The sequence below is a fragment of the Variovorax sp. OK212 genome (assembly GCF_900112425.1).
Lineage (GTDB): Bacteria > Pseudomonadota > Gammaproteobacteria > Burkholderiales > Burkholderiaceae_C > Variovorax.
Genome location: NZ_FOLP01000024.1, coordinates 73,438 through 91,978 on the forward strand (window position 1 = coordinate 73,438; position 18,541 = coordinate 91,978).

The following is an 18,541-nucleotide window of genomic DNA, read 5'->3' on the forward strand; positions in this document are numbered from 1 at the left end:
AGGCCTGCCCCCATCCCAGCCTTCCCCCAAGGGGGAAGGAGCAAAGACAATGGGCGGCCCATGAACATCCAATTCCGCTGCGACCCCGCGCTGTTCGACCTGCTGCCGCGCCCGGTGCCGGCAAAGGCCATGCTGCCCGACTGGCTGCGCCAGATGGCGCCCCGGGCGCCGTCGCCGGTGCACCAGCGCAGCATCCGCACCGTCAAGCAGTGCCCGCCGTTCGTCGATGCCATGGCGCACGGTTTCATGGTGCTGCTGCCGTGCGACGTGCGCGTGGCGGCGGGGCAGTTCAGCTGGGACTGGCCGTTGCCCGCGCTGTCGGTGCCCGGGCATCCGCGCGCGCCGCTGAGCTTTCATGTGCCCGAGCAGCTCGCGGGCTCGCCCCTCGCGCACGGCGCACAGTCGGCCGTCAAGTTCAACAGCTTCTGGACGGTCGCGCTCGATGAAGGGTGGTCGCTGATGGCGGTGCACCCGGTGAATCGCGACGACCTGCCGTTCCGGCTCGTCACGGGGCTGGTCGACGCCGACCGGTTCAACGAGGTCGGCATCAACTTTCCCGCGGTCTGGACCGACCCCGGCTTCGAGGGCGTGCTGCCGCGCGGCACGCCCGTGGCGCAGTGCTACCCCGTGCCGCGCGAGCCGCTCGCGCTGCAGTGCGAGCCCATGTCCGGGGCGCAGATGGAGGGTTACGCGCAGCTCGCCGAGAAGATCATGGCCGGGCCCGGCGTCTACCGGAAGGCCTTTCGCAGCAAGCGCGGCGCGGGGTGACGCTCACATCGTTCAGGCCGGCGCAGTGCGCAGCACTGCGCGCAGGTCGTCGAGGTTCAGCCAGAGGCGTCCGGTGGGCGCGGTCGACAGCGCGTGGGCGATGCGCCCGAAGGTGCTCTCGTGCAGGCGGTAGGCGCGGCCATAGGCGCGCAGGGCTTCGTCCATGCGGCCGGCCTCCTGCAGCACGATGCCCAGGTTGACCTCGACTTCTGCGCGCGGCGGCGACACGCGAAGCACCTGGCGCAGCGCGTCGGCCGCGCCGTCAAACTCGCCCAGGTCCTGCAGCACGAGCGCCAGGTCGAACCAGACAGCGCCGTGCGCGGGCGCCAGGGCCGCGGCCTGGCGCAGCGCGCGCGCCGCGCCGGCCCCGTTGCCGGCGGCCTTGAGCGTGAGGCCCAGCGCGTGCAGCGGTTCTTCACGCCCGGGCATCAGCGCCGCGGCGCGCTCGTGATGCCGAAGGGCCTGCGCGAAATCGCCAGCCGCCCTTGCCACGTCGCCCGCCAGCAGCAGCGAGGGGCCGTGGCCGGGGCGCAGCGCGAGGCTTTCGGCAATGGAGGCGCCGGCGTCTGTGAACGCTCCGTCGGCCAGCTGCAGGCGCGCCAGCAGCTGCAGCACGGCGGGGTGGGGCGGGTGCCGGGTGCGCGCGTGTTCGCAGAGTTGCCGCGCATGCGACGCCTGTCCCGCATTGACGAGGCGGATCGCGAGCTCCAGGAGCTGTTCGACGGAGGCGGGCGGAGCTTGCATGGCGGACATGGACGGGGTCGGCGGCGCGGTGCGTCGAATGTAGCGCGCAGGACGCGCATTAGTTGCCATCGACCGTCTGATTAGTGCGACGGCATGACCAATGGCAGATGCTTTCGGCACGGGCTTCGCTTACATTCGACGGCCTTCGAAACGCCGACCCCCGTGACCTCCAGCTCCCCCAGCCCCTCCGCCCCTGCCGCCGCCCCTCGAAACGTCGTCAAGCGCGTCCTGGTTCTCCGCTACTCGCAGTCCGGCCAGCTCGACGAGGTCGCCGAACAGATCGTCGCGCCGCTGCGCGCGGATCCGGCCATACAGGTCCATGAGGAAGTGCTGCGTCCGCTGGCGCCATACCCGTTTCCCTGGCCGTTCCTCGCGTTCTTCGACGCCTTCCCTGAATCGGCCCACATGAAGCCGCAGCCCCTGGCGCCGCTGTCGCTCACGGGCGAGGAAGACTTCGACCTCGTCATCCTGCCGTACCAGGTGTGGTTTCTCGCGCCGTCGCAGCCGGTGGCCGCTTTCCTGAAGCACCCGGTGGCGGCTCGCCTGCTCGAGGGCAAGCCGGTGGTCACCGTCATTGCGTGCCGCAACATGTGGCTGCTCGCGCACGAAAAGCTCAAGGGCATGCTCGCCGACGTGGGCGCGCGGCTCATCGACAACGTGGTGCTGACCGACCCCGGCCCCACGCTGGCCACCTTCTTCACCACGCCGGCCTGGCTGATCTGGGGCCGCAAGCGCGGTTTCTGGGGCATGCCCGACGCGGGGCTGAGCACCGAACAGATCCGCGGTACCGGCCGCTTCGGCCGCGCCCTTCGCGACGCGCTGGGCAAGAACCTGGAGCGCGGCACGCAGCCCCTGCTGGCCGGGCTGGGCGCGGTGCGCGCCGACGCGAAACTGCTCGTCAGCGAGAAGGCCGGCACGCGCAGCTTCTACCTCTGGGGCAAGCTGATCATGGCGGCCGGCGGGCCCGGCGCGTGGCAGCGCAAGCCGCTGCTGCTGCTGTACGTGCTGTTCCTGATCGCGCTGATCGTCACGGTGGTGCCGGTGAGCCTGACGCTGCAGGCGATCCTGCGGCCGTTGTTCAGAGGGTGGCTGACTAAAATGACCGCCCAATTCGAGTGCCCGTCGGGCTCCGCCACCGACCGCACCCCGCTTTATGACGACTGATGTCTTCCTGACCCGCACCGCCGCCTTTCTGCCCTTCTCCCCGGTCAGCAATGACGACATCGAAGAAGTCCTCGGCCGCATCGGCGGCAAGGCGTCCCGCGCGCGGCGGCTGATCCTGCGCAGCAACGGCATCCACTTGCGCCACTACGCCATCGACCGCGCCACCGGCGCGCTGGCCATGAGCAACGCGCAGCTCACCGCGTCGGCCATCCGCGCGCTGGGCGACGACGTGGGCCCGGTCGACTGCCTGGTGACCGGCACCTCGCTGCCCGACCAGCTCATGCCCAACCACGCAGTGATGGTGCACGGCGAACTCGGTTGGCCGCGCCTGGAGGTGGTGGCCTGCGCGGGCATCTGCCTGGCCGGCACCACGGCGCTGAAGCACGCATGGCTGTCGGTGCGCGCGGGCGATGCGCGCCGCGCGGTGGCCACGGGCTCGGAGCTGGCTTCGGCCGTGATGCGCGGCTCGCGCTTCGAAGCCGAGCTCGAGCACAAGCTCGAAGCACTCGAGGCCCGGCCCGAATTGGCCTTCGAGAAAGACTTCCTGCGCTGGATGCTGTCCGACGGCGCCGGCGCGGTGCTGCTGGAGCGCGAGCCGCGCGGCCCGCTGTCGCTGCGCGTGGAGTGGATCGACCTGTCTTCCGCGGCGCACGAGCTGCCGGTGTGCATGTACGCCGGCGCCGAGAAGAACGCCGAAGGCGGGCTCGACGGCTGGGGGCGCAAGTCGCCCGAAGACTGGCAGCGCGAGTCGACCTTTGCCGTGAAGCAGGACGTTCGCCTGCTCAACGAGAACATCGTGCGCGCCACGCTGGGCGAGCCGCTGGCCGCCATCATCGAGCGGCGCGGGCTGAAGTCGGCGGACATCGACTGGTTTTTGCCTCACCTTTCTTCTCGCTACTTCGTCGAGCCGGTGAGCCAGTGCCTCGAGTCGCTGGGGCTGCACATTCCGCGCGAGCGCTGGTTCAGCAACCTCGCGAGCAAGGGCAACACGGGCTCGGCGTCGCCGTACATCATGCTCGACGAGCTGTTCCGCTCGGGCCGTATCAAGCCAGGCCAGAAGCTGCTGATGTTCGTGCCCGAAAGCGGCCGCTTCTCCAGCGGCTTCATCTACCTGGAAGCGGTATGAGCCCGACGCCGCTTCGCGTATCGCTGCCCCCCCGCGGGGCGGCCCGGCCGGAGACCTGACATGGACCTCGACGCAGTTCCGCAGGAGGGCAATGCGACCCTCGACGGCCATTCGAAGCTGATGTACGCGCGCGACGCGCAGGGCCGTGTCGTCACGACCACCTCGCGCGGCTGGGAGGCCGAAGAAATCGTCACCAGCCATGCGGTCGACGTGCTGGTCGAACAGGCGCAGGCCGCCAAGGACCGCGTGAAGGCGGGGCTTGCTTCGCCGCTGGCGTACTGGATGTACGCGCGCCGCATGGACGTGGCGCTGCTCTCGCAGACCAGCGGCTTCTGGCAATGGCGCGTGCGCCGCCACCTGCAGCCGCGCCACTTCGCCGCGCTGTCGCCGGCCCAGCTCGCGCGCTACGGCGACGCGCTGGGCTTGTCCGTTTCCACCTTGCAGGGCTTGCCGTGAACTTCCAACACCAACAGGCGGCCCACTGCGAAAGCGGCGTCATCTCCAGCCTCATGCGCCACCACGGCGCGCCGATGAGCGAGAGCATGGCGCTCGGCCTGTCGTCGGCCATTTCGTTCGCGTACCTGCCGTTCATCAAGCTGTCGGGCCTGCCCCTCATTTCGTACCGCATGCCGCCCAAGGCCATCATCAAGGGCCTGCTGGCGCCGATGGCCGCGCGCTTTCGCTTCGAGACCTTCCGCAGCCCCGAGGCGGGGCAAGAGCGGCTCGACGCCCTGCTGGCCGACGGCCAGCTGGTGGGGCTGCAGACCTCGGTGTACTGGCTGCCGTACTTTCCGCCGAACATGCGCTTCCATTTCAACGCGCACAACCTGCTGGTGTACGGCAAGGACGGCGACGACTACCTGATCAGCGACCCGGTGTTCGAGGAGCCCGTGCGCTGCGCGAGCGGCGACCTGACGCGCGCGCGCTTCGCCAAGGGCGTGCTGGCGCCGAAGGGGCTCATGTACTACCCGCAGGCCATCGAGCGCAAGGCGGTCGACGCGGCCTCGGTCACCAAGGCCATCCGCAAGACGGTGCGCAACATGCTGGCACCCATTCCAATCGTCGGCGTGCGCGGCATGCGCACGCTGGCCAAGCGCATGCAGAAGCTCTCGCCCGCCGACCCGCGCAGCGTCGACTTCATCGGCCACGTGGTGCGCATGCAGGAAGAAATCGGCACCGGCGGCGCGGGCTTCCGCTTCATCTACGCCGGGTTCCTGCAGGAGGCGGCGCAACTGCTCGACAAGCCGCAGCTGCAGCAGATGTCCGAGCGGCTCATCGCCATCGGTGACGGCTGGCGTGCCTTTGCACTCAAGGCGGCGCGCATGGTGAAGGGCCGCGAGGCGGTCGACCCTGCCGCGCTGGCCGTGAAGCTGCGCGAGCAGGCGCAGCAGGAAGAAAACTTCTTCCGCGACCTCAAGGCCGCCGTCGCCTGATGCTGGAGCTGCACAAGCTCGGCTACCGCTACCCGCACGCTGAAACAACCGCGCTGGCCGATGTGTCGCTCGCGGTGCCGCGCGGCTGCGTGCTGGGCCTGCTCGGGCCGAACGGCGCGGGCAAGACCACGCTGATCTCGCACCTGTCGGGCGCGCTCGCCGTGCAATCGGGCGAGATCCGCATCGACGGGCAGCCGCTGCGGCAGGTGCGCGCGAAGGCGCCCACGCGCATTGCCGTGGCGCCGCAGGAGCATGCGTTCTATCCGATGCTCACCGTGGCCGAGAACCTCGCCTGCTTCGCCGCGGCGGGTGGGCTCGCGGGCGCGCGCAAGAAGCAGCGCATCGAAAGCTGCACGCAGTTCGCGCAGCTGGAGCAGTTCGCGGGCGTGCGCGCCGAGCGGCTGTCGGGCGGCCTCAAGCGCCGGCTCAACCTGGCGATCGCGTTGCTGCCCGAACCCGAGCTGATGCTGTTCGACGAGCCCACCGTGGGTGTCGACCCGCAGTCGCGCGCGTTCATCCTCGACGCCATCAAGAGCCTCGCGCAGCAGGGCGCGGCGGTGATCTACGCCTCGCACTACATGGAAGAGATCGAGGCCATTGCCGACCGCGTGGCCATCCTCGACAGCGGCCATGTGCTGCGCGAAGGCTCGCTCGACGAGCTGCTGTCGAAGAGCGCGATGCTGCTCACGCTGGCGGCCGACGGGCTCGACGCCGAGATGCTCTCGCGCTTCGGCACGGTGGAGCAGGGCGGCGTGCACTGGCGCGTGCACCTGAACACCGGCAGCGGCCCCGGCCCCGTGCTGGCCGCGCTCGAAGCCGCGGGCATCGTGGTGCGCCATGCCGAGTTCGGCCGCCACGACCTCGAGCAGCTCTTCATGGCGCTCACCCACCGCTCGCTGCGCGACTGAAACCCATGCTCCTGGCGCTCATCAAGAAGGAACTGCTCGCGCTCGTGCGCGACATGCACGGCCTGGCGGCGCTGTTCCTGATGCCGATGGTCTTCATCGTGCTGATGTCGCTCACGCTGAAGGACATCTACCGCCCGCCGCTGGCAGAGCTGGCCTATGCAATCGACATGCGCGACACCGCCACGCCCGCGCGGTGGCTGCAGCAGCTGTGGCAGCGCAACCATGGCGCGCCGCAACCGCTGGGCGCCGACTGGCAGGCGCGGTTGCGCAACGGTTCGCTGAAGTACGTGATCGTGCTGGAGCCGGGCCTGTCGGACGAGCTGGAGTCGGCCGCGCTGTCGACGCAGTCGCGCATCCAGCTGCTGACCGAGCCGGGCATCGACGCCAACCTGTTCAACGCGCTTCGCGCCGAACTGGTCGGTGCGTCGGGCGAGCTCAAGGCGCGGCTCGCGCTCGCGGTGCCAGGCACGGCCAGCCCCGCGCCGGACGCGTCGATCCAGGCGATGGTGCGCGCCGAGCGCTTCTCCACCGCCGGCCCGCGGCCGACCTCGGTGCAGCAGAACGTGCCGGCCTGGCTGGTGTTCGGCATGTTCTTCGTGGTGGCCTCGCTGTCCAGCCTGTTCGTGCAGGAGCGCAGCTCGGGCGCCTTGGGCCGGCTGCAGAGCCTGGGCGTGTCGCGCACCATGCTGCTGGCGTCGAAGGCGCTGCCGTACCTTGGCGTGAACGCGCTGCAGGCCGTGCTGATGCTGGCGGCCGGCATCTGGTTCATGCCGCTGATCGGCGGCGATGCGTTGTCGCTCGCGGGCATCCATTGGGGCGCGCTGCTGCTGTCGCTCGCGGCCGTGAGCCTGGCGGCGGTGAGCCTGTCGCTCGCGCTGGCCTGCCTGGTGCGCAGCCATGCGCAGGCCGCCACCATCGGGCCGATGGTCAACGTGCTGATGGCGGCGGCGGGCGGCATCATGGTGCCCAAGTTCGTGATGCCGGGCTTCATGCAGCGGCTGGTCGAGGTCTCGCCGATGAACTGGGGGCTCGAGGCCTTGCTGACCGTGCTGCTGCGCGGCGGCGGCGTGGCCGATGCGCTGCCGCAGATCGGCCGGCTGGTCCTGTTCGCGGCACTGATGTTCCTCCTGGCCGTTTTTCTGTTTCGCAGGCGCCTGCCTTGAGCGAAGTGAACCAAGTGAACCAAGTGAACAAATTGAGCACGGTCACCCCTGAATTCATTGCCAGCCTGAAAGCCATGGTGCTCGAAGCCGTCGAGAAGGAGGCGCCCGCTGGCGGCCTCGGCGACGACGAGCCGCTGTTCGGCCCCGAGGCCCGGCTCGACCTCGACTCGCTCGACGCCTTGCAGGTGTCGATGACGATCCAGCAGCGCTTCGGCCTGCGCATGCCCGACAGCAAGGAAACGCGGCGCGCGCTGACCTCCGTCGCGCACCTGGCGGAGCACCTGGCGGCGGCCGGCAAGGCATGACGGGTGTCTTCCTGGCCGGCACGGGCCTGGCCTGCGTGCTGGGAGACGACATGCCGTCGGCGTTGGCATCGTTGCAGCGCGGCGGCGTGGCGCCCACGCCGGTCGAGGTTGCGGGCGGGGTGCGCTGGCCGGTCTACAAGCTGGCCGTACAGGACGGCGACTGGACGCAGCGCCTGCGCGCCACCGTTCGCCGCGTGGTCGCGCAGACCGGCGACTGGGGCGCGCGCACCGCACCGCTGTTCGTCGCGTCGTCCTCGCTGGACATCGGTTTCATGGAGCGCGAGAAGCACGACCTGCGGCTCGGCGGCGACTTGCAGGACTTTGCCGGCATCGTGGCCGCGGAGCTCGACTGGCAGGGGCCGGTGTTCACCGTGTCCACCGCCTGCACCTCGGCGCTCAATGCGCTTCTGGCGGCCGCGGACCTGGTTCGCGGCGGCGAAACACCCGAGGCGCTGGTGATCGGCGCCGAGCTGGACAACCGCTTCACCGTGGCCGGCTTCGGCGCGATGCAACTGCTCGCGCCCGACAGCGCTCAGCCCTTCGGCGCGCAGCGCAAGGGCCTGGTGCTCGGCGAAGCGGTGGCGGCGCTGCGCCTGCGTTCGCAGCCCGCGCGCTGGCAGCTCCTGGGCGGCTCGAACGTGGTCGACGGGCGCAACCCGTCGGGCACCGAGGCCAGCGCGGTGCTCGCCATGTGCCACGAGGCATTGGCGCGCAGCGGGCTGCGGCCCGGCGACATCGATCTCATCAAGGTGCAGGCCGCGGGCAGTCCGGTCAACGATGCCATCGAGGCCGACGCGCTCAAGCAGGTGTTCGCGCCGCTGCCGCCGCTGGTGTCGCTGAAGTCGGCGATCGGCCACACGCTGGGCGCCGCCGGCGCGGCGGAGCTGGCCTTGCTGGTCGGCTGCATCGAAAGCGGTGCGTGGCCGCCGGTGGACTATCCGCTCGATGACTCGCTCGGCATCGCGCTGGGCACGCAGGCGCCGCACACGTTGCGGCACGTGCTGCTCAACGTGGTCGGCTTCGGCGGCGGGCATGCCTCGCTCGTGTTGAAGGACTGCGAGGCATGAACCCATGAACGCGCAAGCTCTTCAAGGTTGGCGCACCGTCGCCCACTTCGCCGCGCATCCGCCGCCCGCCGATTGGCGCGATGACCTGGCGCGCCGCATCGGCCGGCGTCCGCGCCGCGTGGGCGTGTGGACCGAACTGGCGATGTACGGTGCGCGCTGCTGCCTCGACGCCGCGGGCGAGCCCGCCTTGCCCGCGGGTGCCCGCATCCGCGTGGCGAGCCGCCGCGGTGCATGGGGCGCGACGCATGCGGGCCTGGCGCAGCTCGACGCGGGCCTGCCGATGCCGTTCACCTTCATGCAGAGCCAGCCGGCGCTGATGCTGGCCGAGGTGGGGCGCTGCCTCGACTGGCAGGGCGATGCGAGCTTCATGCTGTGCCGCGATCCGCAGCGCCTGCTGCAGCTGGCAACGCTGGGCGCGGCACCCGAAGGCCTGTTGTTCGGTGTGGTCGAGGAAGAGCGCGACGACGAACCGCCGTGCACCGAGTGGTGGCGGCTGGTGGCGGCCTGAGCAGGCTTGAACAGGCCTGAGCAGGCCGGGGCTGGTTCAGCCCGCGATCGAACGCCGAAGGTTGAGGCGCGCCCGCTCCTCGAGCTGGGCATGCATGCGCGGGGTCGCGTAGATCGCCTGGCGGTCCAGGAAGCGCTGCAGGATCGCGCGCCGGCGCGGCAGGCGCACAGCGTCGGGAACGAAGGCGTACTCCGCGCCCACCTGGCGTTCGTATTCGTCGAAGCGCGCGCGTTCGGCGCCGAGGATCGACAGGTCGATGTCGATCAGCAGTTCGGCGTCGCGGCCTTCGGGCACGGCGTCGTGGCACGTGGCCATGACCAGCGCGTGCACCCGTTCGGCTGCTGCCTCATTCGCACCCGCCGCCCGCAGGGCCTGCCTTGCCCAGTCGGCGCTGCGCGCCTCGTTGTCGTGCGCGTGCACGTCGTAGATCGCGTCATGGAACCACAGCGCGAGCGCCACTTCACCGGGGTGTTCGGCCAGGGCCTGCTCGCGCTCGAACCACGCGAGGCATTCGCCCAGGTGCTGCATCGTGTGGTAGTGGCGCTGCGGCTCGGCGTAGCGGCGCTGAAGCTCGTCGCACAACGCAGCGTCGGGTGCGGCGACACCCAACGCGTGCCAGGCCGCATTCCAGTTCGCGTGCAATGCCTCGGGCGTCATGGCGCCTATTGCTCCATCGCCGCCTTGACCTCCTGCCCGAGGTCGAGCACGGACATGGCGTAGTAGCTGCTCCAGTTGTAGCGCGTGATCACGTAGAAGTTGCGCGTGCCGGCCACGTAGGTGGGCGGCGCGTCGGCACCGTTCTGCAGCTCGATCAGCGCGAACAGCCCCTTGTGCCGGATGCCTTCGCCTTCGGGCACCGCGCCGGCCGCCACGAAGCTGTCGGCGCTGAAGGTCGGCAGGATGTCGGGTGCGAGCAGCACGGCCTTCTGCAGCCGTGCCTCGTCGAAGTGCACCGGGTAGATGGCCGGCGTGCCGGGCCGCCAGCCGAAGGACTTGAAGTAGTTGGCGACCGAGCCGATCACGTCGGTCGGGTTGTTCACGAGGTCGATGCGGCCGTCGCCGTCGAAGTCGACCGCGTACTTGGCCATGCTGCTGGGCATGAACTGCGGCATGCCCATGGCGCCCGCGTAGCTGCCCAGCGGCGTGAGCGGGTCGTCGGCGGTGCGGCTCTCGGTGCTCAGGAAGCTCTCGAGCTCGCCGCGGAAGAAGGCCTTGCGCTCGGCGGCGCGCGGATGGCCGTCGGGAAAGTCGAAGGACAACGTGGCCAGCGCGTCGATCACGCGGAAGTTGCCCATGTTGCGTCCGTAGATGGTCTCCACGCCGATGATGCCGACGATGATTTCCGGCGGCACGCCGTACACCTGCTCGGCACGCGCGAGCGTGTCGGCGTTGGCGCGCCAGAAGCGCACGCCGGCTGCGATGCGCACCGGGTCGATGAAGCGGCTGCGGTAGGTCTGCCAGTTCTTCACCGTGCCCACCGGGCCGGGCAGCATGAGGCGCGGCACGTTCGGCAGGAAGCGCGCGCTGCCGATGGTGGCGCGCACCCAGTCGCGGTCGAGGCCGCGGCGCTCGGCGACTTCGTCGGCGAACTGCATCGCGTCCTCGCGCGTGGCGTAGGGCGTGCTGCCGCGCACCGGGTTCACGGCCGCGCCGCGGCCATTGGAGGACTTCTGGGCTACAGCGCCCGTGGACCCTGCGCAGCAGGCGACGAGAAGTGCGGCTGCCGCAGCGGCGCGCGACGGCTTGGGGAGGAAAAATCGCATGGGTTGATTGTGACGTCCGTGTGCGCGGCGCCCCTTCAGGGACACATGTGGTTTCAGCCGCGCGGGCTCGCGGCGGGCCAGGCGAGCCGGCGGAACTCCGAACGCAGGGTGGAAAGCGATGCCGGCGTGGCCGGCGCGTAGCGCTGCGCCTCGAGCTTCAGCAGCCAGTCGCGCACGCCCTGCGCCGACGGGCCGAAGCGGGCGTCGGCGGCCTGCGCCATCTGGCGCGGCGGCGCGGTCTCGGGCAGCTGCAGGCCGGCCTTGGCGAGCCGCGCGCGCGCCTGGCCCAGCAGGCGCAGCCACGGGTCGTGGCGGCTGCGCTCCCACAAGGTCCAGCCCGCGCCCGCCAGGCTCGCGCCCACCAGCAGGTAGAGCAGCACGTAGGCCAGGTCTTCGAGGCTGGGTGCCTCGAAGCCGATGTTCTTCAGCAGGTTGAGCTGGCGGCTTTGCGTGTAGTTGAGCACCCACTGGTTCCAGCCGTTGTTCACGGCCTCCCAGGCGGCGCGGATGTTCTGCGCGAGCGTGGGGCTCATGGCGCCGATGGCGCCGGCGAACAGGCCCGGTTGCGGCACGAGGCGCTGCAGCTGGCCGACGCGGCCGGGAGCGACCGAGGCGGTCGGGTCGACGCGCGTCCAGCCGGTGCCTTCCTGCCAGACCTCGGCCCATGCATGGGCATCGCTCTGGCGCACCACCCAGTAGTTGTCGAGGCTGTTGAACTCGCCGCCCTGGTAGCCCGTCACGATGCGCGACGGGACGCCGAGGTTGCGCATCAGCACCACGAAGGCCGAGGCGATGTGCTCGCAGAAGCCTTCCTTGCGGTCGAACCAGAACTCGTCGGCGGTGTTGTCGCCGTAGAGGCCGGGCTCCAGCGTGTAGGTGTAGCCGCCGGTGCGCAGGCGGCGCTGCGCGGCCTGCACGAAGGCCTGCGTGTCGGCCTGCGGGTCCAGGTGGGCCAGTGCCGGGTCGGCGCGCATCTCGGCGGCGAGCGCGGCGGTGCGCGGATTGGTGCCGGGCGGCAGCGCCAGGTAGGCCTGCAGCTGGCCGCCCACGCGCTTGAGCGGGCCGCTCAGGAATTGCGTGTAGCTCTCGGCGCGGTAGCGCACCAGGTCGTTGATGGGCCGGTTCGCGAACCATTGCAGGTCGGGCGTGCCCGTCACCTCGAAGCCGGGCGCCTCGGGGGCCTTCTGCGCCGCGTCGAGCGTCAGCAGCCAGGGGCGGTTGCTGGCTTCGAGCGTGACCTCGTAGCGCACGGGCTCGCCGCTCACCCGCAGGTTGGGAGACCACTGTCCGCCGCGTCCCCAGCCCGGCAGCGCCGTCCACTCACGTCCGTCGAACTGCGCGAGCACCGGGCCGCGGAAGTACAGCTGGCTCTGCGGCGGCGGGCGGCCGTTCTCGAACTTGATGCGCGCGGCAATGCTGTCGTCCAGCGCCAGTTCGGCGATGGTGCCCACGCGCATGGTGTTCGACAGCCCGGTGCGGCCCGCCATGGCATCGCTCGGTGTGCCCCACAGCGGCGCGAAACGCGGGAACAGCAGGAACAGCGCCAGCATGATCGGCGCGCCCGCCAGCGCCATCCAGCCGGCGGTGCGGGCGGCCTGCATCAGCGGCGGACGGCCCACGGGCATGTGCGCGTTGACCAGCGCCGTCAGCAGGCCCAGCAGCGCCAGCAGCATGGTGAACGCGGTCACCAGCGACTGCGAATAGAAGAAGTTCGTGAGCATCGCGAAGAAGCCCAGGAAGAAGATCACGAATGCATCGCGCCGCGCGCGCAGCTCCAGCGTCTTGAGCGCGAGCAGGATCACGACCAGCGTCACGCCCGCGTCGCGGCCCAGCAGCGTGCGGTGCGTGGCGTAGGTGGCACCCAGCGTCATGGCCAGCAGCGCAATTCGCCACCACCTGCTGGGCAGCGGGCGCGCCTGCACCGCGAGCGAGGCGCGCCACAGCAGCACCATGGCCGTGATGGCGCTGCACCACCACGGCAGGTTCTCGACCTGCGGCAGCACGATCAGGGCGATGACCGTGAGCAGGAAGAGCGTGTCGCGCGCGTCCCGGGGCAGGGCCGCCAGCTGGGTCATGAGCTTGTTCATCGGTCAGGCTTTCTTCAGCACAGGGCCAGTGCCTCGAGGCACGCCCGCTTGTGCGCTTCGCCTTGCGACGGTTTCAGGGTGCGGCCCGCCACGCGCACGCCGTAGTCCACGCCCAGCCGGTCGGCCATCAGCACCCAGGCGCACAGGCGCGAGATGCGGGCTTCGGTGTCGGGCAGGCCGGCGGCCTGGGCGTCGAGCCAGAGCTCTTCGCGCTGGGTCTGTTGCGTGTCGCGGCTCACCAGGTCTTCGGAGCCCGTGGCCTGTGCCCGCGCGGCTTTCTTCCAGACCACGAGCTTTAGCGGATCGCCGCGCCGGTAGGCGCGCACGCCGTCGTACTCGCCGGCGTTGTGCGCGCGCAAGGCGGCCGACAGGGCGGCCGGTCCCGACAGCGGCTCGCCGGGCGGCAGCGGTGGCGGATGCGCTTCGGGCGTGGGGTAGACCAGCATCTGGGCGGCGGGGCGCCAGACGGTCCACACGCGGAAGGTGCCGAGCGGAAAGCGCGTCTCGGCCGTCAGCGGCGGCACCGGGTGCAGGCCGCGGCGCTCGGGCTGGAAGGCGATCTCGACGGTGGAAGTGCCTTCGGCCGGCACGTCGGTCCAGGCCCACTGGCCGCTGCCGCGCACGGCCATGCCGATGCCGTAGCGCACGCTGCGCCGCGTGTTGTGCAGCACCACGCGAAACACCGCCGCGGCGCCCGCGTACTGCGCCTCTGGCGCCACCATGTGCATGGCCAGGCCGCGCAGCGTGCCGTGGCACACATGCATGCCCACGGCCACGCTGCCCGCCAGCAGGAAGGTCAGCAGGTAGCCGAGGTTGAGCTGGTAGTTGATCGACGCGATCAGCAGCACCAGCAGCGTTGCGCCCAGCAGCCACCCGGCCTTCGTGGGCACGATGTAGACATTGCGCTGCGTGAGCTCCAGCGTGTCCGACGGCGCACGGCGCGACAGGAACCAGCCGTCGATGCGCGAGCGCAAGGCGCCGACAGGGCTCACGGCAAGGGCACCGCGGCGATCATCGCGCGCACCTGCTCGACCGCGCCCCGGCCCGCGTCGCCCACGGGCGTGAGCCGGTGCGCAATCGTTTGCGGCAGCACGGCCTGCACGTCGTCGGGCGCGACGTAGTTGCGATTGGCCAGCAGCGCCTGCGCCTTGGCGGCGCGCAGCACGGCAATGCCGGCGCGCGGCGACAGGCCCTGGAGGAACCAGCGGCCCGAGCGGGTGGCGGCGATCAGGTCCTGCACGTAGTTGAGCAGCGCGTCCGCCGCATGCACCTGCTGCACGCGCTGCTGCAGCGCGGTGAGTTCGCCCGCGGTCAGCAGGGCGGGCAGGGTGGCCAGCATCTCGCGGCGGTCGGCGCCCGCGAGCAACTGGCGCTCGGCGGCGCGGTCGGGGTAGCCGAGCGAGATGCGCATCAGGAAGCGGTCGAGCTGCGACTCGGGCAGCGCGAAGGTGCCGAGCTGGTCCTGCGGGTTCTGCGTGGCGATCACGAAGAAGGGGTTGGGCAGCGGGCGGGTCTCGCCTTCGACGGTGACCTGCTTTTCTTCCATGGCCTCGAGCAGCGCGCTCTGGGTCTTGGGGCTGGCGCGGTTGATCTCGTCGGCCAGCAGCACCTGCGCAAAGATGGGCCCGGGGTGGAACACGAAGGCCTGCTGCGCGCGGTCGTAGATGGCCACGCCCGAGAGGTCGCCGGGCATCAGGTCGGCGGTGAACTGCACGCGCGAGAACTGCAGCCCGAAGGTGTGCGACAGCGCGTGCGCCAGGGTGGTCTTGCCGACCCCCGGCACGTCCTCGATCAGCAGGTGCCCGCCTGCCAGCAGGCAGGCCACGCAGTCGCGCACCTGGGCCTCTTTGCCCACGATCACCGTGTTAAGCTGACTTAACAAAGTGGCTAGCTTTGCAGCAACGTCCATATTTGTATCCATATGCAAACGATACCGTAAGACCTGCCGGCCCCATGCGGCATGAGGTCTAGACGTGGCGACAGAGACACATGGGCAAGACAGGCTACTTCACACACCGCGACTTCTGGAAGCACGACATGGGCGAGGGGCATCCCGAGTGCCCCGGGCGACTGGATGCCATCGAAGACCGTCTGCTGCTGACCGGCGTGGGTGACGCACTGGAACACCGGGAAGTGCCGCTGGCCACCTTGGCGCAGATCACCCGGGCGCACAGCGAGGCGCATGTCGAGCACCTCGAGTCGCTGCACCAGCGCCTGGTGGCCGACGAGCCCGCCGGCGGCCCCGACCACGCGCAGGTCGACCCCGACACCGTGCTCACCCGCTTCACCCTGCTGGCCGCGCGCCGCGCCGCCGGCGCCGCGATTGCCGCGACCGACGCGGTGGCGGCCGGCGAGCTCGAGAACGCCTTCTGCTCGGTGCGCCCGCCGGGCCACCACGCCTGCCGCGATCAGGCGATGGGCTTCTGCTTCTTCAACAACGTGGCCATCGCCGCGCGCCATGCCATCGACGTGCACGGCCTGGAGCGCGTGGCCATCGTCGATTTCGACGTGCACCACGGCAACGGCACCGAGAACATCCTGTCGAACGACCCGCGCGTGCTGATGGTCGGGTTCTTCCAGCACCCGTTCTACCCGTACAGCGGCACCGAGCACCCGGCGGCGAACATGCTCAACATGCCCATTCCGGCCTACACCCGGGGCATGGACGTGCGGGAGATGATCGAGGCGGTGTGGATGCCGCGGCTGGAGGAGTTCAAGCCGCAGATGGTCTTCATCAGCGCCGGCTTCGACGCGCACCGCGAAGACGAGCTGGGGCAGCTCGGCCTCAACGAGAACGACTTCGCCTGGATCACGGGCCGCGTACACGATGTTGCGAAGCGCCATGCGAAGGGCCGTATCGTCTCCATGCTCGAAGGCGGTTACAACCTCGACGCCCTGGCACGCAGCGTGGAAGCGCACATCCGCGTGCTGGCGGACCTCTAGATTTCGCTCGGCCGGCGCATGCGTGCGCCGTGCCTGCCTTTTTCCCAAGAGATGAATTTCAACGACTTCACCCAACGCCTGGCCCATGTCGATGCGCGCGGCCTCGGCATCGAACTGGTCGCGCTGGTGGCTTGCGTGGCCGCGGCCTGGGCCCTGTGCAAATGGTTCGGGCGCGACCAGCCCAAGGACTCCATCTGGTTCGGCGAGCGCACCTTCGACGGCGTGCTGTTCCCGCTGCTGGCACTGGTGCTCACCGAGGTTGCCCGGCGCGTGGTGATCGACTTCCAGACCGTGCTGGTGCTGCGCATCGCGGTGTCGGTGTTCGTGTCGCTGGCGGTGATCCGGTTGTTCGCGCGGGTGCTGCGCGCGGTGTTCCCCGCGTCCAATCTCGTGCGGCTGCTCGAGCGCACCATCTCCTGGCTGGCCTGGATCGCGGCCGTGCTCTGGATCGTCGGCCTGCTGCCGCCGGTGCTGGCCGAGCTCGACGAGATCACGCTGGCCTTCGGCAAGACACGCGTGAGCCTGCAGACGATCTTCCAGGGCGTGCTGTCGGCGGGGCTGGTGCTGGTGATCGCGCTGTGGATCGCGTCGACCATCGAGAAGCGCATCCTGCGCGAGGCCGTCACCGACCTGTCGATGCGCAAGGTGGCGTCGAACGCGGTGCGCGCCTTCTTGCTGCTGGTCGGCCTGTTGTTCGCGCTGTCGGCGGTCGGGGTGGACCTGACGGCGCTGTCGGTGCTGGGCGGCGCGCTGGGCGTGGGCCTGGGTTTCGGCCTGCAGAAGCTGGCGGCCAACTATGTGAGCGGCTTCGTGATCCTGCTCGAGCGCTCGATCCGCATCGGCGACAACGTGAAGGTCGACACCTTCGAAGGCCGCATCACCGACATCAAGACGCGCTACACGCTCATCCGCGCGGGCAACGGGCGCGAGGCCATCGTGCCGAACGAGTCGCTCATCACCAGCCGGGTGGAGAACCTGTCGCTGGCAGATCGCAAGTTCAACATCACGACCACCATCGTGGTCGGCTACGAGAGCGACGTGGCGCAGGTGCAGGGCATTCTTTGCGAGGCGGCCAAGGCCCAGCCGCGCGTGATGACCGATCCGGCGCCGGTCGCGTTCCTCATGAACTTCGCGCCCGACGGCCTGGAGTTCACCCTGAACTTCTGGGTGGCCGACCCCGACAAGGGCAAGGACAACCTGCGCTCGGCCATCAACATCGCCATCCTCGACGGGCTGCGCGGTGCGGGCATTGACATTCCCTATCCGCAGCGCGTTGTGCGTGTGGAGTCTTTACCGCCTGGCATCGCGCAGGCGCCCGACGCTGTTTTATAATCGTGAAAAAGCACGATCGTTCTTTTTATGGGTGCCAGGTGCCCCGCGGGAAGAATGCAGAGGCTCCGAAGGTCGCGTCCTAGAATGACCGGTTGCCCTCAAAAGCCCCCTTTTTGCAATCCAATGGAGTCAAGTCAATGAAGGTTCTTGTACCTGTCAAACGGGTCGTCGACTACAACGTGAAGGTGCGCGTGAAGAGCGACGGCACCGGGGTGGACATTGCCAACGTGAAGATGAGCATGAACCCCTTCGACGAGATCGCTGTCGAAGAGGCTGTGCGGCTGAAGGAAAAGGGCGTGGTCACTGAGGTGATCGCTGTCTCGTGCGGTGATGCCAAGTGCCAGGAAACCCTGCGCACCGCGATGGCCATCGGTGCCGACCGCGGCATCCTGGTCGAGACGACCGAAGAGCTGCAGCCCCTGGCGGTTGCCAAGCTGCTCAAGGCGCTGGTCGACAAGGAGCAGCCCTCGCTGATCATCCTGGGCAAGCAAGCCATCGATGACGACGCCAACCAGACCGGCCAGATGCTGGCTGCATTGGCTGATCTGCCGCAAGCCACCTTCGCCTCCAAGGTCGAAGTCGCTGGCGACAAGGTCACAGTCTCTCGTGAAGTGGACGGCGGCATGGAAACGTTGTCGCTGACTCTTCCGGCCGTCATCACGACCGACCTTCGCCTGAACGAGCCACGCTACGTGACGCTGCCCAACATCATGAAGGCCAAGAAGAAGCAGCTGGATGTCTTCAAGCCCGAAGACTTGGGTGTGGACGTCAAGCCCCGCCTGAAGACCCTCAAGGTCGCAGAGCCTCCCAAGCGCGGTGCCGGCATCAAGGTGCCTGACGTTGCAGCGCTGGTGGACAAACTGAAGAACGAAGCGAAGGTGATCTGAACATGACCGCACTTGTTATTGCCGAACACGACCATGCCAGCATCAAGCCGGCGACCCTGAACACCGTGACCGCAGCACTGGCTTGCGGTGGCGAAGTGCATGTGCTGGTTGCAGGCGCGAATGCAGCTGAAGCTGCGAAGGCTGCAGCGCAGATCGCAGGCGTGACCAAGGTCATCGCCGCCGACAGCCCGAGCCTCGCAGAAAACCTCGCCGAGAACGTTGCGGCCCAAGTCCTCGCCATCGCAGCGAACTACAGCCACATCCTGTTCCCCTCGACCGCCAACGGCAAGAACGTCGCCCCGCGCGTGGCCGCCAAGCTGGACGTGGCCCAGATCTCCGACAT

At 69.5% G+C, this 18,541-nt stretch carries 19 protein-coding genes and 1 pseudogene; 14 read left to right on the plus strand and 6 right to left on the minus strand.

What is annotated here, in order from left to right; genetic code table 11:
• Nucleotides 1–60: 60 nt before the first annotated feature.
• The gene (locus BM004_RS35450) at nt 61–768 is read left to right on the plus strand and encodes a hypothetical protein (RefSeq protein WP_093220730.1); all 708 of its coding nucleotides are present in this window, start codon (nt 61–63) and stop codon (nt 766–768) included.
• Between the two features lie 12 nt (nt 769–780).
• Here BM004_RS35450 and BM004_RS35455 read toward each other — a convergent pair whose 3' ends face one another.
• Nucleotides 781–1,512: a tetratricopeptide repeat protein gene (locus BM004_RS35455; protein WP_177206714.1), complete on the minus strand. Its 732-nt coding sequence runs from the start codon at nt 1,510–1,512 to the stop codon at nt 781–783.
• A 93-nt stretch (nt 1,513–1,605) separates the two neighbouring features.
• Here BM004_RS35455 and BM004_RS35460 point away from each other — a divergent pair, with 93 nt between their 5' ends.
• The 9 genes from BM004_RS35460 (at nt 1,606) to BM004_RS35500 (ending at nt 9,186) form a co-directional block, all read left to right on the plus strand.
• On the plus strand, nt 1,606–2,676 hold the full coding sequence (locus BM004_RS35460) for a hypothetical protein (protein ID WP_093135433.1): 1,071 nt from the start codon (nt 1,606–1,608) through the stop codon (nt 2,674–2,676).
• On the plus strand, nt 2,666–3,802 hold the full coding sequence (locus BM004_RS35465) for a beta-ketoacyl-ACP synthase III (RefSeq protein WP_093135431.1): 1,137 nt from the start codon (nt 2,666–2,668) through the stop codon (nt 3,800–3,802). Before BM004_RS35460 ends, BM004_RS35465 begins: the two co-directional genes overlap by 11 nt.
• Nucleotides 3,803–3,862: 60 nt before the next feature.
• Nucleotides 3,863–4,258, plus strand: a complete 396-nt coding sequence (locus tag BM004_RS35470) for a DarG family dialkylresorcinol biosynthesis protein (RefSeq protein WP_093135428.1) — start codon at nt 3,863–3,865, stop codon at nt 4,256–4,258.
• Nucleotides 4,255–5,235 carry a BtrH-related acyltransferase DarH gene (locus BM004_RS35475; RefSeq protein ID WP_093220736.1) on the plus strand — a complete coding sequence of 327 codons (981 nt, stop codon included), beginning with the start codon at nt 4,255–4,257 and terminating at the stop codon, nt 5,233–5,235. Before BM004_RS35470 ends, BM004_RS35475 begins: the two co-directional genes overlap by 4 nt.
• Nucleotides 5,235–6,143 (plus strand): ABC transporter ATP-binding protein, encoded by a 909-nt coding sequence (locus BM004_RS35480; protein ID WP_093220738.1) that lies wholly within the window; start codon nt 5,235–5,237, stop codon nt 6,141–6,143. The genes BM004_RS35475 and BM004_RS35480 overlap by 1 nt, the downstream gene beginning before the upstream one ends.
• A 5-nt stretch (nt 6,144–6,148) precedes the next feature.
• Nucleotides 6,149–7,306 (plus strand): ABC transporter permease, encoded by a 1,158-nt coding sequence (locus BM004_RS35485; RefSeq protein ID WP_093220741.1) that lies wholly within the window; start codon nt 6,149–6,151, stop codon nt 7,304–7,306.
• Between the two features lie 74 nt (nt 7,307–7,380).
• Nucleotides 7,381–7,611: an acyl carrier protein gene (locus BM004_RS35490; protein WP_371271183.1), complete on the plus strand. Its 231-nt coding sequence runs from the start codon at nt 7,381–7,383 to the stop codon at nt 7,609–7,611.
• Nucleotides 7,608–8,678: a beta-ketoacyl synthase N-terminal-like domain-containing protein gene (locus tag BM004_RS35495; RefSeq protein ID WP_093220743.1), complete on the plus strand. Its 1,071-nt coding sequence runs from the start codon at nt 7,608–7,610 to the stop codon at nt 8,676–8,678. Before BM004_RS35490 ends, BM004_RS35495 begins: the two co-directional genes overlap by 4 nt.
• Before the next feature lie 4 nt (nt 8,679–8,682).
• On the plus strand, nt 8,683–9,186 hold the full coding sequence (locus BM004_RS35500; RefSeq protein WP_093135415.1) for a hypothetical protein: 504 nt from the start codon (nt 8,683–8,685) through the stop codon (nt 9,184–9,186).
• Between the two features lie 36 nt (nt 9,187–9,222).
• On the opposite strand, the gene BM004_RS35505 is transcribed toward BM004_RS35500, so the two are convergent.
• From BM004_RS35505 to BM004_RS35525, 5 genes are read right to left on the minus strand one after another with little or no spacing between them, the layout of a single operon-like run.
• Nucleotides 9,223–9,843, minus strand: a complete 621-nt coding sequence (locus BM004_RS35505) for an HD domain-containing protein (protein ID WP_093220746.1) — start codon at nt 9,841–9,843, stop codon at nt 9,223–9,225.
• A gap of 5 nt (nt 9,844–9,848) precedes the next feature.
• Entirely contained in the window at nt 9,849–10,949 is a 1,101-nt protein-coding gene (gene mltB, locus BM004_RS35510; RefSeq protein ID WP_093220748.1) for a lytic murein transglycosylase B, read from the minus strand.
• Nucleotides 10,950–11,002: 53 nt separating this feature from the next.
• Nucleotides 11,003–13,036, minus strand: coding sequence for a transglutaminase TgpA family protein (locus BM004_RS35515; protein ID WP_093220751.1), 2,034 nt, complete (start codon nt 13,034–13,036; stop codon nt 11,003–11,005).
• A 14-nt stretch (nt 13,037–13,050) separates the two neighbouring features.
• On the minus strand, nt 13,051–14,028 hold the full coding sequence (locus tag BM004_RS35520) for a DUF58 domain-containing protein (protein WP_093220753.1): 978 nt from the start codon (nt 14,026–14,028) through the stop codon (nt 13,051–13,053).
• Entirely contained in the window at nt 14,025–14,945 is a 921-nt protein-coding gene (locus BM004_RS35525) for an AAA family ATPase (RefSeq protein ID WP_093220756.1), read from the minus strand. The genes BM004_RS35520 and BM004_RS35525 overlap by 4 nt, the downstream gene beginning before the upstream one ends.
• Before the next feature lie 80 nt (nt 14,946–15,025).
• Here BM004_RS35525 and BM004_RS35530 point away from each other — a divergent pair, with 80 nt between their 5' ends.
• The 4 genes and pseudogenes from BM004_RS35530 to BM004_RS35545 form a co-directional block, all read left to right on the plus strand.
• On the plus strand, nt 15,026–15,979 hold the full coding sequence (locus BM004_RS35530) for a histone deacetylase family protein (RefSeq protein ID WP_093135399.1): 954 nt from the start codon (nt 15,026–15,028) through the stop codon (nt 15,977–15,979).
• Between the two features lie 51 nt (nt 15,980–16,030).
• Complete coding sequence (locus BM004_RS35535; protein WP_093135397.1) at nt 16,031–17,311, plus strand: mechanosensitive ion channel family protein; 1,281 nt, start codon at nt 16,031–16,033, stop codon at nt 17,309–17,311.
• A gap of 137 nt (nt 17,312–17,448) precedes the next feature.
• Complete coding sequence (locus tag BM004_RS35540; protein ID WP_093135394.1) at nt 17,449–18,198, plus strand: electron transfer flavoprotein subunit beta/FixA family protein; 750 nt, start codon at nt 17,449–17,451, stop codon at nt 18,196–18,198.
• Between the two features lie 2 nt (nt 18,199–18,200).
• Nucleotides 18,201–18,541: pseudogene (locus tag BM004_RS35545) on the plus strand (electron transfer flavoprotein subunit alpha/FixB family protein); the annotation flags it as partial.